Source organism: Bacillus cereus group sp. MYBK216-1 (assembly GCF_051916495.1).
Taxonomy (GTDB): domain Bacteria; phylum Bacillota; class Bacilli; order Bacillales; family Bacillaceae_G; genus Bacillus_A; species Bacillus_A thuringiensis_K.
Window position 1 is genome coordinate 35,697 of the sequence record NZ_JBQAGT010000001.1, and the last position, 14,965, is coordinate 50,661.

Consider the following 14,965-nt stretch of genomic DNA (forward strand, 5'->3'; position numbering starts at 1 on the left):
CTCACTATTCCCCGATTCCAGATTGTACAATATTAAGATCTAAATTTATATCCACCGCTACGTTTTTATACATATTTCGAATTTGTTTTATATTCCATTTTCTCGTATGGCTTCTAATTTCATCTCGTATTCCTAAAGGGTCAATTTCCTTTTCTTGAAATTGTTTTATTAAATCTTCACAGTCTTTTTCAACATTTTGTTCAATTTGTTTTTTTATATAATTGATATTTGTTTTTTTTCTTAGATCAATCCAATTAGGAGAGTTTTTAATTAATCCATTTAATTTTAAATGAATTTTTACTTTTGGTATGTCGCCAGTTTGATCTATATCATACTTATTTTCTCCAGCTAAGTTTTGTATAACAACCATACCTTTATGCTTATCCTTTTTTATTACTGCTTCGTAACGTCCATTTTTCGTAGGATTAATAAGTAATTTTGCTAAAACAGAATGTCTTTTATCTGTATACATGACTACTTTATCGCCTTTTAAAAAGGCAAGTCCTTTGACAGCGATAGAATGATTATCGTCCATTTTAATATAAGGAACATAGGCATCACATACAGAAGAGTAATAATTATATAAAAAAATGTTTAATGTGGTTTGTGGGATGTTCTCATTTCTTATATTTTGCTCGAGTAAATCAGCGATATATAAAGACCCATTTTTTTTTCCGTAATTTAAAAGCTCTTCAGCCGATCCATCTACAATTGCTAGTTGTACATCACGCCCGATATTTGGGTCACGTTGTAAGTTAGTAATAATCTCTCCCATTCCGCGTTCTCCTAGAGCCTTTCCAAATAGGACAACACGCATTTGACCTACAACAACATTGTGAGGAGATTTCGCATTCAATCGTGAAGCAATTGTTTCAAGTGAACGGGCAGATGTTGTTTGAGTCTCTGGCTTAGACTTTACACCATGTGTGTACTCTGGGAATAGAATAGTTCCTTGGAATCTTTTGTTTTTTGTGATATCAAATCCAGCAATATGAATAATACGCTGTGCATCTACTATATACGTTTGTGTACAGCCAGTTTGTAAAACGAAGAAGATAATGATAAGGTGCAATAAAATTTTCTTCATTCATTCTCACCATCATGTTTTTGCTTCGATTTGTTTGGATTATAGCGCCATTTTGATTTTGGTCTCAGAAAAGAAGGTCTTTGAGCCGTTTGGCTAAATGGTAATCGAAGAAAACCTTCTGCTGTACCTAAACCACGAAATGGATATAAAGGTAATAAATAAGGTGATCCAAGTGATTTTAATTTAATTAAATGAGCTAAAATAAATACAAATCCGACAATAAGGCCTAATCCTCCAAATGCACCGGCTAAAAGAATAAGCGGAAAGCGTAATAAACGGATAGTAGAAGACATCTTTACAGTCGGTGTTGTGAAAGATGCAAGTGCGGATAAAGCAACTGCAATTAATAAAATTGTACTTGTTAAAGCTGCTTCAACAGATGCTTGTCCAATTACAATCCCCCCAACAATCCCAATCGTTTGTCCGACTTTCGTTGGTAAACGTGCTCCTGCTTCACGAAGCAATTCAATTGTAATTTCTAAAAAGAGTGCTTCTAGAATAGGAGGGAAAGGTACGTTAGCTCTCGAGAAAATAATAGGACCTAGTAAATCAGCAGGAATCATTTGATAATGATATGTTAAAGCCGCTGTATAAATAGCGGAGGAAAAAAGAGAAAATATAGCTCCGAAAAAACGAATAACACGAAAAAAAGATCCAATCATCCACGGTAAATAATAATCTTCTGGTGAAATGAAAAAATCCAGTAACGTTGTTGGTCCTGATAAAGCATATGGAGAGCCATCTGTTAAAATTAAAACTTCTCCGTTAATTAATGCAAATACAGCTCGATCTAATCGTTCTGTAGGTAATAGAACGGGAAAAGGTGAATTGCTATTATCACTAATAAATTGCTCAATCATAGTTGCATCAAATGGGACATCAAAATCAATGTCTTCTAGCCGTTGTATTGCGGTGTTGATAAATTGTTCATTTGTAATTCCTTCTATATAAGCAACTGCTACTTTCGTTTTTGATATAGATCCGACGGTAACTTCTTTAAAAATGAGTTGCTCCGTTACGATATTTCGGCGCAATAAGTGGATATTTGTATCAAGGTTTTCAACGAAACCGATTTTAGGCCCGATTACACTATACTCATTTTCTGTATCGTTATATAATCGTTTTCCTAAAACAGTACTTTCGGCACGAATTAAAGCATATTGATCAGGATTCGCATTGTTTTTTAAGCGTATTAAAATATATCCACCTAATAATTTTTCACGAATATCATCAATAGAAGGGGAGGTAATAATGTCTTCAATAGAGATGATATTACATAAATCAGAGATGTTTTGGATTTGTTCCGATTCCTTTTTTAGAGGAGTTAAAATAAATTGTTTAATAATAAGTGCTTCCACGACAGATTTATAATAAAACAAGCACAACGTTTCATCTTTAAGTATGTTATAAGAGACAAAATCGCTTGATTCTTTCATGGTTTGTATAAATTCTGGAATAGAACAAAGTGTTTTCGTATTAGTCTTTTTTGATTTCTTAGATGATAAACCGAACATTTTCTCACCCCTAACTTACATCATTTACTTGTGTTAGTTTTTGGGAAATCCGGGAATTTATACTTGAAAATTGAAAGTTCATACGAAAAAGGAAGAGCATTGAATCCCTCTTCCTTTTTGGGGTGTTAATTTGCTTTCTTTTCTTTAATAGACTGCACTAACTTCATCATTTCCGCTCGTATATCTTCTCTTTTTACATTTAATTTTTCGGCAATTTGTTTCATGTCCATTCCATCTTTTTTCATCTTTAGTACATCATCAAGTGGGGTATTGCTTTTTTGAGAGATGATTGTTAACACAGTAAGATGACGCAATTTTATGTTATATTCATTCATTTTTTGCTTTAGCTGATCAGGTGTGGATTTTTGCATAGTTGCTAACTGTTGTAGCAGCGCTTGCTTTGTTTCTTTATTTATATGATGCTTTTTCAGCTTACTTGGATTTACACCGAAATGCTCGGCTGTTTTCTCCCAAGATTTATTTTGCTTATAGTAAGCTAAAACATCTTTAATTTCTTTTTTACTCATTCTTGCAATATGAGCAGCTTTCCAAATTTCATGTTTGTTATAGCCGAGTTTTTCTAGCGATTGCATTTCTTCTTCTGAAATTGGGTTATGGTGATGCATTGTTACTTCTTTTGGCGTGGCAGCGGAAGCGGGGAAGGTAGATATCCCGCATAATAATGCTGTCATAGTCATACAAACAGCGATTTTTTTGTACATGTAAACTCCTCCTAGATGGATAATGTAGAAAACTGTACACATATCATTTCCATAAAATGTAAAATACTTGTGAACAAGTTAAGTTTTTTTATTCACAGTATGGAATGACGTTTTTTAGAAGTTTTCCAACATAAAACATTGATTAATAGTAAAAAACTAAGGTATAATCGAAATTGAAAATCAATATCAATAATAAACGTATACATATAGATAAAAATAAGGGAGAGAAAAATATGACTACATATACTTCCATCGCAAATGTGATTAAAGAAAGACGCTCTGTTCGTACATTTACAGACAAAGCAGTAGAAAAAGATTTATTAATTGAACTATTAAACGATGCAACATGGGCACCTAATCATAAGCACCGTGAACCATGGAATTGTAAACTATACATCGGAGAAGGCCGCAAGAAATTAGTAGATGCAGTATTAAACTCTTTCACAGAAGAAGAAAGAGCGAAACGCGGTAAAATTTTATCAGATCGTTTCTTAAGCACGCCTGCACAAATCGTTGTATATATAAATGAAGATCCACGTCAAATTCAGCGTGACGAAGATTACGCTGCAACATGTGCATTTATGCAAAACTTCCAACTTCTTGCTTGGGAACGTGGATTAGGTTGCGTTTGGAAATCAGGCGGATTAAACTACAATCCATTATTTATAGAAGGAATCGGTTTAACAAGAGGCCAACGTATCGTTGGAATTCTTCATATCGGCTATTTCGATAAAGCGCCAGAAGGAAAAGCTCGTACTCCGATTACGGAGAAGATGGAGATTATCGAAGGTTAAATAGGTAAGGCATCCTTGTTAAAAACAAGGATGTTTTTTGTTTTTGAGAAGACTATGAAATAGCACTCTAGCTATGTTAGTAATTTTTGAGAATAAAGGTTTTATTTATTATATTTTTTATGTAGAGAAGCTACTCTTTTATATGATAATCATAAATATGTAATTAATTTAAATAGGCGTAGGGAGAATAAATACAAACAAGCACATTCCTCAACTAGGATGCGCTTGTTTGTATTTATTCATCAATTTGTTTAATATCAGTTCTATATATGAAAGAGATGTTATGCATTTCCTGTAATTCATTACATGATTTAGCATTTAGGAGATAAAAGTCCTTTTTTGATATAGATTTTTTAAAAAGCTCCTCATATGCTAGTTCGATATTGCAGAGAAGAGGACGTTCTTCATAAATTTTACATGACCGATTGTCAATATCATAATGGATACAACAGCCATCACCTCTGTTTAAATGAGATAGGGAGTCAATACCTTGTATGTTTTGACAACAGATTCCACATTGGGTACAAGGAAAAGTTATCATAATATGAATGACTCTTCACTTAGCATAAATGAATTGAACTCATCTTGATTTTTAAATTTAAACGAGACGTTTAAATTTTCGGCAAGTTGATGAATAGTCGCTTCTATATTTTCACCTGTATGAATCGTTTGTTTAACCAATCCAGTTACGTGTTCTATTTTTGCACCAGTTTCTTGATAAAAGTTACAAATACGTTCTTCTTCTTGTTTAATGTAATCTATAAGGACTTTACTTAATTCTTCAGCTCTTTTTCGTTCCTCAATTGTTAATTCCAATTCTTGTTGAGCACGAGTGAATGCTCCATAAAGTTGTTTCATTCCTAGCATCGCGACGGTGGCGCCGACAGCTGCACCGACAGGACCGAGAAGCATTGCTCCTGCTGCGCTGAATACAATTCCAGAAAAAGTAGTAACAGCGTTTTCACCAACTATTTCTAAAAATTCTTCAATAGATAATTTTCCTTTTATGAGTTGGTAGGAGCTTTCCGTTAGTCGAACAGCTGAAGAAGCGAGAGCTGCTGCTACGTTTCCTTTCATCATCACACTATCTTTACCAATAAATTTAATGCCATGAGCAATGCCTGCAACAGCAGCGCTTTTTCCAGCTTGTTTGCCACTATCTTTTCCTACTTGTATAAATCCATCTTTTATTTGCTTTTCGCTTTTACAAATCTCAACAGTTTGTTGTACAAGTGATACTCCGCCACCTACACATGCCCCTGCTAAAGCACCATTCATCATAGAAGAGAATGTTCCTTCAGCAAATGTATATATTTTTTCTTTTAGTGCGTATGTTTGTGGTTGATTTGTAGCTTTTAAAGCTTCCTCATATGTAGTGCCACCACTTGTAATGTTGTTTGCTTCTAGTTTTCCGTTTATGTGAGGAGCTGCTTGTTCGTAGTCTTTTGCATAAATACTTTGGGAATTTGCACGTTTCTCAACTAATTCTTTTACTTTATCAGCGTTTTCACTGTTAACTAAACGATCCATGTCCCCATACTTTTCGCTCGATACCATTCTTGCTAGTGATGCTGCTTTAGCACCAGACTTTGCTTGTACTTCTTTAATTAATGTATCACCATCTTTGATTAAGATATCAGCCGCGGCATGTGGATCTCCTAAAGAGTCTGTTGTAAAAGCACGCAAACTTTCACCTTTTAAGGCTGCGTCTTTATTAAATTTGGTTGCTTCAATAATTTCAAAAAGCCGTCCTTGTGTGATATTGGGTGAACAGTTCATATATTGTTTTGCTACTTTGGTTAGTGTATCCATTCCAGCAAATGTTTCAATAGTAGCATTTCCATAGCGCTCAATTTGCTCAGCTACAATTTGAGTTGCAAGAATATCTAGATTTTTCTTCATATGCAATTACCTAGTACATGTGTTGAATTGATTTTTCTGTGTTTTTAAGGACATCTTCTAAGATTTTGGAGCGTTCACCATTATCATCAATAACTGGTGTATCTAATAAATTTTTCAAGATAATCGCCAGTTCAGTAGTATAACGGATTGCAAGTTTTTCATCGTCGGTGAAGTTGCGATAGTCGATACCTTTTTCATTGATGATGGAACTCATTGTTGCAATATAGTCGCCAAAAAGATTATTTGTTTCAGTAGTTAAATCGGATAATTTGACAGTATAGGCTTTAATTTCTTGTAAAACAGAAGTTGCACTATTTAATTTTTCAATTTCTACTTTGACTTCTTCTCTTTGAATTTTCATTTCTTCCAATTTCTTTTTGGTAGAGGCAGCGAAAATCACGGTTCCTAATGCTAAAGCAGGGGCAAGAGCAATCCCACCTAGAACAGCCATCCCCCCAGCCATTCCTAAACCCCCAGCAGCTAGTGACCCGCCACCTAAAAATGCTAACGTTGCATTGGTCGCAGCTACCCCGCTTAAAGAAGCGATAGCTGTTCCAGTTGAGGCAGCACCAAATGTTGTAGCAGCTCCGAGTGCTCCGAAAGCTGCCAGTCCACCGCTAGCAAGTGCGGAAACCCCCGATTTTAATAAATCAGATGCAGCGATAACTTGTTTTTCAATTTCCTGCATAAAGCGTTTAGAATCAGATACATCTTCAAGGGAATCAATAGTAGTTTTATCTGTAAAATCAACATTTTTTAATTTCTTGAATTCTGAAATGAATTCTTTCATCGTGCCACTAAGGATGTTTAGTTTTAATTCTCCGTATTTTTCAAATTGAGTATTTGTACTTTGACGTGCTTTGTCAAATGTGTTGAAAGAATTTTTGTAGCGTTTTTCTATTGATTCAGCAATATCTTTTGTTTCCTTCATATTTTTATAGGATTCATGTCCTTTTTTTCCAGCAACTGCAGTGGCAACTGCAGCACCAGCAGCAACAACTAATGGAATAAATGGTAATGGCATTCAAATCGTTCCCTTCATGATAAATTTTTCCTATAATATAATTAAAATATTACAATATTATCGAAGAATATTACAGATTTTTTGTGAAAAACAAGAAATGTTAGGTTGATTTAACATAGAATTCTATATGTATGTTTGAAATCTAGAACGATTGAATTGGGTAGAAATCATGTATTAATCTGTAAGGTATAACAAATATGAAATTCCAAAAATATTTATAAGAAATGGACAAAAATGCTTTTTTGATCCAATTAGAAAGAAATTAGTTTTAATTACTCCAGAAGAAATAGTAAGGTAACAAGTTATTCAGTTTTTAATTAAAGATATGCAAGTTCCAACTGAGTATATTGAGGTTGAAGTACCGATGTCTTATTTTAAGAAAGGTTTAAAGGAAGTATTTAATTTGTATGGTATTTTGGGAAATAGTTATGAAGATATAGAAAACGATGTTAAACATTTAAATGAACCAAATCTAATTCTTTTAAAGTACAGTATAAATGATGTGGAAGATGTATTAAGAGAATTGTTAGAGAGTGAAAATTATCACGGAGATTGGCTAAGCTTAAAAATAATTAATAGGGTTTTGAATGTATAATATTAAGTAATGGGATAATATTGTGAAGTGAATTTATAACAAAAAGGTACTGTCGTCCTAATAGGCTTCAGTACCTTTTTGTTATAAGACAGTCTTCCTTTTTCATATGGTTTATAAATAAAAGAAGGGGAGAAGAGAAAACATGCAGCTTAGTAATATTCGCTTAGAGTTGGTGAAAATACAAAGCATCGTCCCTATTTATGCTGAACATGTTTCAAAAAGTGCTGTGAAGAAAATAGTTCGAGCTTTGAAACAAGGAAGTATGTTAAGTAGTAGTATCATAGTTGAAAAAGATAAGTTTGAGGATAAATATTGGCTTGTTTCAGGGTTTCCAGAATATATAGCTTATCTCGAAGTTGATGATGCAAACCTACAATATAACACAGTTTATTGCGTTGTACAGCCTTATTCTAATGAGACAGAACAAAGGTTGAAGCTGTTACAGAGAATGTTCCATCACCAAGTTACCAAATGGATAGATAAACACATATTAATCAGTCAAATGGTTTATGATGAAAAAAGCATAGATACAATTTCGAAAAAATTAGGGGTTAATAAATCTGATATTGAACGATATTTCATTCACCCTGATATTCCAATAAGTGTTATTGAAAAGACTTATCAAAACAGTGGTAGCTTTATTAATTTAGAACAGATTCGAAAGTTGAAATTACATTCATTTTTGAAAGATAGATTGTACGAAAAAGTGGTGCTGCCACAAAGACACGTTGATCGTTTAACAACGGACAAACTCCAAAAGCTCAAGTGGGTTTTAAAAGAGAAAAATTTTTATGACTTAAAGCGTGAGGATCAATGGGATTTGATACAGCAAGCTTTAAATTACAAAGGAACATTACAGAGCAGTTGGAGTCGAGAAATTCAAAAAAGGTTAAAGCGTAATGCAAGAAGTAACTACATTATAAGAATGAATTGCAATAATACAAATCATTCTTCAGAGCATAAACATTAGGAACAATTTAGTGAGGTTTTATATATTTTGAAACAGGATAACAACAATTGAGTATAGAAAAAGTATTCAGATATTATGCAGGAATTTAGATGGAAATAACGAGGATTATATAATGAAAGATACTATCAAATGATTGGAGTAAAAAGATGAAAATTCTTCATGACTATGAGCAAATGCCACCGCTGTATCGTTTTATTTATTATAAAGTAAGATTTTATGGGGGAAAGGATATACACAAATTTGTATCCAAGATGATAAAGGACATCGAGAAGAAAAAGGTTCGAACTTTATTTAGGGAAATGTTAGATGATGAGCTCATTTGTTATATCGAGAAGGGGATTACTGAAATAGAATTACAGTTAATTCAATCGTTACTATTTTACAAATATAATGCTGAAGATATTCATCCAAAGTATCTAGAATTTCGCCAATCTGTTAGTAAAACCAGAAGTTCTACAACTGTTGAAACTCGTAAGATAATACGGAAGGTGATTTTTGATACTCAATTTATTCATGCACTATCTAGAGAAGAGATAACAAGAATCAAAACATTATTTAAGGGTATTAATTTAGAAGAGATAATGAAGGAAGTATCTACTTTAGCAGAAAAAGAACAAGATTGTATTAATACATATCAAAAAGAAGCAGGTAAGAGGAAAAGAATAGGTACTGCTATTAATAGGGTACTCTCAGAGATAGGACCAATAATTAAAGAAGAGGCAAGCAAAGAAAAGAATTTTTTTACAAAACTTAAATTTAATAAGAAGAAGATTGGTTTTTTTGTCACACCTAATATTGGAAAGGATGGGGAAATAGTAACATCATACCTAAATAAAGCGAATCACAGTGAAAGAATTATTTTAGACTTAGACGATGAGAACGAAAATTATTTTGTTAGTTTTTCAGAGCCTTTAGACCTAGCTTTTATGAGATCTATTTTATCTCAACGATTTCTTAAAGAGTCCCTGGAAGGTTTTAAATTATTAGGTATTCCTATCCAAGTTATCATTGCTTGCTGTAAGCATCAGGGGATAACAATTTGTGAGCCAGAATGGCACGAAGTTCGTTTTAATACCTACTATGAATCAATTAAAAATGGAATGCTGGCTTTTAGGAATGGAGCACATCTAAAAAATTATAACGAGGAATCTATTCGATTTGTGGTTCATCAACTAATGAAAGAAACCGAGTTTGAATCGGAACTTTATTTAGCTTGTTATTTACATTATAATTTTTTGCTACCTATGCAAAATTATGTGGATAAAAGAGAGGAATTCTTTGAAAAAAACAATATTTTCTTGATGGTTGATGAGTTTAAGAAAAAAAGAGAAGAAATTTATCAACAACTCATGTTAAGTGGAGACGCGAAGATTAAATGGAAGAATGAGGCAGAGTTATTTAAACTCGTAGCAAAATATTATCCAGATGCAATTTTCGAGTATAGAGCAGATTGGCTTGATAAACAGTCTCTTGATGTGTATATTCCTAGTTTAAAAATTGCTATTGAATTTCAAGGACAACAACATTATGAGCCTGTTGAATTTTTTGGAGGAGAAGATGCTTTTCTATATCGCCAAAAACTCGATGCATTAAAAAAAGAAAAATGTAAGGGAAATAAAGTTAAATTGATTGAATGGCATTATCAGGATGTGATATCCATGACAAATCTGAAACGAAAGATTAATCAATAAGAGATGTAGGCTACCTGTTTCATAAACTAAAGAGGAGAATTTTAATTGAAGATCTTTGAAAGTATGAAAAGGCTAAAGAATTTACATATTGAATAAATAGGGCGATGTATTATAAACCATCATCTTATTTATTCGTTTTTATTTTATATAATGTCAATATTAAAACTAAAAAATTAATTAGACAAGCAGCTGAATATCCTTCAGATTTATAAATAGGTGATGAATGAGGGGGATATTAAATCTTTAAATTGAATAAATGAAGTAACTACGTTTATTTTTCATGAAAGCTTGTTCTCCATCATACACTTTCTTAAGGGAAAGTGTAAGGAGGGAAAATAATGAGAGCAAGTGACGATAAAGCACTGCAATATGCGATTGCGGAAATTACGGAAATTGCGACTGGATTTGGGCTTGATTTTTATCCGATGCGTTATGAAATATGTCCAGCGGAAATTATTTATACATTTGGTGCATATGGGATGCCAACAAGGTTTTCACATTGGAGTTTTGGAAAACAATTTTTCAGAATGAAATTACAATACGATTTAGGACTTAGTAAAATATACGAACTCGTTATTAACTCTGATCCATGTTACGCCTTTTTATTAGATACGAACTCGTTAATTCAAAACAAATTAATTGTAGCGCACGTTTTAGCACACTGTGATTTCTTCAAAAATAATATTCGTTTTTCAAATACGAAGCGGGATATGGTAGAAAGTATGTCGGCGACAGCTGAACGGGTGAAAGCATATGAGCATAAGTACGGAAAAGAAGAGGTAGAAACATTTTTAGATGCCGTACTTGCTATCCAAGAGCATATTGATCCGTCGCTCATGCGTCCGAAACTTGCGTGGAGTATTGATGACTTAGAAGAGGAAGAAATAGAAAAGAAAAAGGCATCACAATACGATGACCTATGGAATTTAGATGATCGAAATAAAAAAAGGGAACGTTCCAATGTACGTAAAAAGAAGAAAATCCCACCAAAGCCAGAAAAAGACTTACTCCTCTTTATTGAAGAATATAGCCGTGAGTTAGAAGATTGGCAGCGAGACATATTAACGATGATGCGTGAAGAAATGTTATATTTCTGGCCGCAGCTTGAAACAAAGATCATGAACGAAGGCTGGGCGTCCTTCTGGCATCAACGCATACTTCGCGAAATGGACTTAACATCTGATGAAGCCATCGAATTTGCGAAATTAAATGCAGGTGTTGTACAGCCATCAAAAACGAGCATTAATCCATACTACCTCGGTATTAAAATGTTTGAAGATATTGAAGAACGCTACAACAACCCGACAGAAGAAATGAAACGAAGAGGCGTCAAACCAGGATCTGGTCGTGACAAAATCTTTGAAGTGCGCGAAATCGAATGGGACGTATCGTTCTTAAGAAACTACTTAAATAAAGATCTCGTAATGAGAGAAGATATGTACTTATTCCAGCGCCAAGGAAAAGAATATAAAGTAATAGATAAAGAGTGGGAACATGTACGTGATCAGCTCGTAAATATGCGTACAAATGGCGGCTTCCCGTACTTAGTAGTAGAAGATGGAGACTACTTAAAGAACGGGGAATTATACATTAAACATAGTTACGAAGGAATCGAGCTTGATTTAAAATACTTAGAAAAGGTATTACCATACCTTCATCAGCTGTGGGGAAGAACAGTGCATATGGAGTCGATTGTGGAGAGTAAGGGCGTTGTGTTTTCTTATGATGGGAAGATGGTGCATCGGAAGTATGTGTGATGGAAAGAACGGACATAGAATGCTATGTCTGTTCTTTTTTTATTTGGAACAAGGTAAAATATGCTATTCTTGAAAAAAGGGAGTTACATAGAGAAATGGAGCGATTCAAATGAGCAAAATAGGGGTATGCAAGGTAGATATTACGCCACCTGTCGGTATTGATTTTGTCGGATATCATAGAGAGACAGGGATAAATAATATTGAAGAGCGTATTTATGGGACAGTTTTTGTATTTGAAAAAGATGAAATGAAAACTGTGTTTATAAGTATTGATAATATCGGGATGTTAGTAGAAGATACGAATATGATTCGTGAGCGAGTAGCAAGTAGGCTTCACGTACCATTTGAGCGAATAACAGTTGTTTATACACATACACATTCCGGTCCAGAGACAGTCGGTGATGATCGGCTAGTGCAGTCGTATAAAATGATTTTAGTAAATAATGTAGTGCACGGTGCGGTTACTGCGAATAACAACTTGAAGCGATGTGAAGTTGGCTGGGGTGTTACGAAAGGTGATATTGGGATAAATCGAAGAGAGAGAACATCTGATGGAAGAGCAAAGATGGGAACAAATATAGAGGGCGTTGTAGATAAAAGAATTGGGATGTTAGCAATAAGAAATGCTGAAACGAAGGAGCTATCTGGTATTGTAGTATTTTGTACTGCGCATCCGAATGTTTTAAAAGGTGATAGCGATGTATTATCAGCGGATTATCCTGGAATGACGAGGGAGGTTCTTGAGAGGATCGTAAACTGTCCTGTTATTATTGTGCAAGGAGCTGCTGGTAATGTAAATGCGAAATATCGCGGTTCAAGGGAAGCATTAAAGAAAATGGCTTACACACTTAGTGGGCATGTATTAACGATGTTGCCAACAGTTACATACAGCCCAATTGTAAATTTAAGAACAGTTTCGAGTACGATGCAAATGAAGTTGAAAGATATTCCTGGAATAAATGAGATACGAAGCATGGCTCAATTAGCAGAGAAACAGTGGGGCGTGAATACGGATGAATGGCTTACTATCGTTTTAGAAAAATATAAGCAAGGTATTCGGCAATTAAGTATTGATTTAGAAGTGCAAATGTTTCAAGTTAATGATGGTATGTTCTCAGGTATACCGATGGAACCTTTTTCGGAAACGGCATTAAAGGTGAAAGAGCGTCTTCAAAATGAACTAGCTTTCTTTGGTGGATATACGAACGGATATATTGGTTACTTACCAACGAAAGAAGAATTCGCATATGGTGGATATGAAGTGGAATTAAGCCCTATAGTGTATGGACCGGTTACGAATTTATTGATGCCACTGGAGGAAAATACTGCAGAGCTGATTGTGAAGAAGGTTACGGGTTTATGTAATAAAGTGAACCTTTAATGAGACAGATTTTTGAACGCAGAGTAAAGAATATGACTCATTGTTTGATTTTGTTAAGTCAACGTAATTAATAATGATTATCATTATTAATTACGTTGACTTCTGAAAAAAGAAAAACTAGAATTTATAAAGGGATATTCAATTGTTCGCTATCATTTGTATAGGAGGTAAGTTATGTTGTATAGCTTTATTTCTATAAGATGTAGGTTGGCTCTTTATAGTTTTGGTGTTCTTTTTATTTTTTGTTGTATAGTATTTTTGGTGAATCAGAAGGTGTATGCAGAAGATGTACCGTGGACATCAGTTTCCAATGAGGGAGAACGTGTACTTTTTCAAGAACAATCTTTGTATAGTAATGATCGAAGGGGAGAAGATCTTGTTTCACCTTCATTTGAAGGGCGTAAACATGGTGGGGAAGATTGGGGATACTTATTAAGAGACAGTAATTTTAATTATCCATCTAATATCCTTACACATTCTATAATAGGAAGAGATGATCGAATTAGAGTTACTGATACAACTTTGTATCCTTATAGGGCTATAGTACACTTAGTAATTCAATTTAATGGACAAGAGGTTTATGGGTGTACAGGAGCGCTAATTAGTAAAGATACAGTATTTACAGCTGGGCACTGTGTTTACAATAAAAAGCTTGGTGGATGGGCAAAAAATGTTATTGTGACTCCTGGTAGAAATGGAAACCAAGCACCATATTTGCCTTATAGTTGGACAAAGCTTTATTCAGTAAGTGGATGGACTGATGATGGAGATTCGGAATTTGATTATGGAGCCATTAAATTAAATGGATCTCCTGGAGATTATACAGGTTGGTTAGGGTATAGAACTACTAATGTAGAGTCTCCAAAGGGGTTACTTGCAGTAGTTCCAGGGTATCCATGTGATAAAGTAGGAAATGAAAAATATACTATGTGGAAAGATTATGGACCAATTGAAGGCACTAGTCCTAGAGTGTTAACATATAAGATGGACACTTATGGATGTCAAAGTGGAGCACCTGTATATCATGACTATTCTCGTACGGGTGTAACAATAATAGCTACCCATACAGTAGGAAGGAATTCTTGGAATTCTGGAAATCGGGTGACAGATGATGTTTTTAATAATCTTAAAAAATGGTCTGAATAAATATAATAAGTTTATATGGATTTTATGTTGTGTATTGGTCATAATCATAATGTCTAGTTCTATAGCAAATAATGAAAAGAAGTTTAGTAAGGTTGTTAATTCTATAACTTTTCACGTGAAAAATAAAGAAAAGCAGCCAATAAAAGATTTTGAAATTATACTTATGAAAGACGAGTCACCTGAACCCAGTAAAGAAATTGGGATCTCAATAGGGAGAACAAACGAAGAAGGAAAAGTTATTTGGAGGAATGTGAGAACGGGAAAATATATCGTCTTTTTGCCAAATAACGAGACGCAGATGGTTATGATTAATGACAGAGATGAAACGAAAAAAATAAACATATCATTGTAGAAAACGAATCCATTGGGATTTGTTTTCTTA

14 protein-coding genes are annotated in these 14,965 nt (G+C 33.9%); 8 read left to right on the top strand and 6 right to left on the bottom strand.

Translation table 11 applies throughout. From position 1 onward, the window contains the following. Nucleotides 1-4: 4 nt before the first annotated feature. The 3 genes from ACTFRH_RS00265 to ACTFRH_RS00275 form a co-directional block, all read right to left on the bottom strand. A complete protein-coding gene (locus ACTFRH_RS00265) occupies nucleotides 5-1,087 on the bottom strand; it encodes a Ger(x)C family spore germination protein (protein WP_000722250.1) in 1,083 nt (360 codons plus the stop codon). Further along, complete coding sequence (locus ACTFRH_RS00270; protein WP_000467498.1) at nucleotides 1,084-2,601, bottom strand: spore germination protein; 1,518 nt, start codon at nucleotides 2,599-2,601, stop codon at nucleotides 1,084-1,086. Before ACTFRH_RS00270 ends, ACTFRH_RS00265 begins: the two co-directional genes overlap by 4 nt. Nucleotides 2,602-2,726: 125 nt before the next feature. Continuing rightward, a complete protein-coding gene (locus ACTFRH_RS00275; RefSeq protein ID WP_000276970.1) occupies nucleotides 2,727-3,323 on the bottom strand; it encodes a hypothetical protein in 597 nt (198 codons plus the stop codon). Between the two features lie 233 nt (nucleotides 3,324-3,556). Here ACTFRH_RS00275 and ACTFRH_RS00280 point away from each other — a divergent pair, with 233 nt between their 5' ends. Next, nucleotides 3,557-4,117 (top strand): nitroreductase family protein, encoded by a 561-nt coding sequence (locus tag ACTFRH_RS00280; RefSeq protein ID WP_000214819.1) that lies wholly within the window; start codon nucleotides 3,557-3,559, stop codon nucleotides 4,115-4,117. A 235-nt stretch (nucleotides 4,118-4,352) separates the two neighbouring features. Here ACTFRH_RS00280 and ACTFRH_RS00285 read toward each other — a convergent pair whose 3' ends face one another. From ACTFRH_RS00285 to ACTFRH_RS00295, 3 genes are read right to left on the bottom strand one after another with little or no spacing between them, the layout of a single operon-like run. Continuing rightward, nucleotides 4,353-4,658 (bottom strand): YkgJ family cysteine cluster protein, encoded by a 306-nt coding sequence (locus ACTFRH_RS00285; protein ID WP_000627669.1) that lies wholly within the window; start codon nucleotides 4,656-4,658, stop codon nucleotides 4,353-4,355. Beyond that, nucleotides 4,655-6,019 carry a hypothetical protein gene (locus tag ACTFRH_RS00290; protein WP_000739848.1) on the bottom strand — a complete coding sequence of 455 codons (1,365 nt, stop codon included), beginning with the start codon at nucleotides 6,017-6,019 and terminating at the stop codon, nucleotides 4,655-4,657. The genes ACTFRH_RS00285 and ACTFRH_RS00290 overlap by 4 nt, the downstream gene beginning before the upstream one ends. Nucleotides 6,020-6,029: 10 nt before the next feature. Further along, nucleotides 6,030-7,043, bottom strand: coding sequence for a hypothetical protein (locus ACTFRH_RS00295; protein WP_001130771.1), 1,014 nt, complete (start codon nucleotides 7,041-7,043; stop codon nucleotides 6,030-6,032). A 325-nt stretch (nucleotides 7,044-7,368) separates the two neighbouring features. On the opposite strand from ACTFRH_RS00295, the gene ACTFRH_RS00300 reads away from it, so the two are divergent. The 7 genes from ACTFRH_RS00300 to ACTFRH_RS00330 all read left to right on the top strand — a co-directional run bounded on the left by ACTFRH_RS00300 (nucleotide 7,369) and on the right by ACTFRH_RS00330 (nucleotide 14,935). Then, entirely contained in the window at nucleotides 7,369-7,638 is a 270-nt protein-coding gene (locus ACTFRH_RS00300; RefSeq protein ID WP_001198054.1) for a hypothetical protein, read from the top strand. 142 nt (nucleotides 7,639-7,780) lie between these two features. Then, the gene (locus tag ACTFRH_RS00305) at nucleotides 7,781-8,608 is read left to right on the top strand and encodes a hypothetical protein (RefSeq protein ID WP_001177270.1); all 828 of its coding nucleotides are present in this window, start codon (nucleotides 7,781-7,783) and stop codon (nucleotides 8,606-8,608) included. A gap of 146 nt (nucleotides 8,609-8,754) precedes the next feature. Then, entirely contained in the window at nucleotides 8,755-10,299 is a 1,545-nt protein-coding gene (locus ACTFRH_RS00310) for a hypothetical protein (RefSeq protein ID WP_000697421.1), read from the top strand. A 338-nt stretch (nucleotides 10,300-10,637) separates the two neighbouring features. After that, entirely contained in the window at nucleotides 10,638-12,056 is a 1,419-nt protein-coding gene (gene spoVR, locus ACTFRH_RS00315; protein ID WP_001202709.1) for a stage V sporulation protein SpoVR, read from the top strand. Between the two features lie 109 nt (nucleotides 12,057-12,165). Continuing rightward, nucleotides 12,166-13,437, top strand: coding sequence for a neutral/alkaline non-lysosomal ceramidase N-terminal domain-containing protein (locus ACTFRH_RS00320; protein ID WP_000034548.1), 1,272 nt, complete (start codon nucleotides 12,166-12,168; stop codon nucleotides 13,435-13,437). 174 nt (nucleotides 13,438-13,611) lie between these two features. Further along, nucleotides 13,612-14,583, top strand: a complete 972-nt coding sequence (locus ACTFRH_RS00325; protein ID WP_002163850.1) for a trypsin-like serine peptidase — start codon at nucleotides 13,612-13,614, stop codon at nucleotides 14,581-14,583. Then, nucleotides 14,549-14,935 carry a DUF2606 family protein gene (locus tag ACTFRH_RS00330; RefSeq protein WP_000478581.1) on the top strand — a complete coding sequence of 129 codons (387 nt, stop codon included), beginning with the start codon at nucleotides 14,549-14,551 and terminating at the stop codon, nucleotides 14,933-14,935. Before ACTFRH_RS00325 ends, ACTFRH_RS00330 begins: the two co-directional genes overlap by 35 nt. The last annotated feature ends 30 nt before the right edge of the window (nucleotides 14,936-14,965 follow it).

Coding starts and splice junctions, on each gene's coding strand:
- ACTFRH_RS00265 (WP_000722250.1), bottom strand. CDS start 1,087: ATGAAGAAAATTTTATTGCACCTTATCATTATCTTCTTCGTTTTACAA.
- ACTFRH_RS00270 (WP_000467498.1), bottom strand. CDS start 2,601: ATGTTCGGTTTATCATCTAAGAAATCAAAAAAGACTAATACGAAAACA.
- ACTFRH_RS00275 (WP_000276970.1), bottom strand. CDS start 3,323: ATGTACAAAAAAATCGCTGTTTGTATGACTATGACAGCATTATTATGC.
- ACTFRH_RS00280 (WP_000214819.1), top strand. CDS start 3,557: ATGACTACATATACTTCCATCGCAAATGTGATTAAAGAAAGACGCTCT.
- ACTFRH_RS00285 (WP_000627669.1), bottom strand. CDS start 4,658: ATGATAACTTTTCCTTGTACCCAATGTGGAATCTGTTGTCAAAACATA.
- ACTFRH_RS00290 (WP_000739848.1), bottom strand. CDS start 6,019: ATGAAGAAAAATCTAGATATTCTTGCAACTCAAATTGTAGCTGAGCAA.
- ACTFRH_RS00295 (WP_001130771.1), bottom strand. CDS start 7,043: ATGCCATTACCATTTATTCCATTAGTTGTTGCTGCTGGTGCTGCAGTT.
- ACTFRH_RS00300 (WP_001198054.1), top strand. CDS start 7,369: ATGCAAGTTCCAACTGAGTATATTGAGGTTGAAGTACCGATGTCTTAT.
- ACTFRH_RS00305 (WP_001177270.1), top strand. CDS start 7,781: ATGCAGCTTAGTAATATTCGCTTAGAGTTGGTGAAAATACAAAGCATC.
- ACTFRH_RS00310 (WP_000697421.1), top strand. CDS start 8,755: ATGAAAATTCTTCATGACTATGAGCAAATGCCACCGCTGTATCGTTTT.
- spoVR (WP_001202709.1), top strand. CDS start 10,638: ATGAGAGCAAGTGACGATAAAGCACTGCAATATGCGATTGCGGAAATT.
- ACTFRH_RS00320 (WP_000034548.1), top strand. CDS start 12,166: ATGAGCAAAATAGGGGTATGCAAGGTAGATATTACGCCACCTGTCGGT.
- ACTFRH_RS00325 (WP_002163850.1), top strand. CDS start 13,612: ATGTTGTATAGCTTTATTTCTATAAGATGTAGGTTGGCTCTTTATAGT.
- ACTFRH_RS00330 (WP_000478581.1), top strand. CDS start 14,549: ATGTTTTTAATAATCTTAAAAAATGGTCTGAATAAATATAATAAGTTT.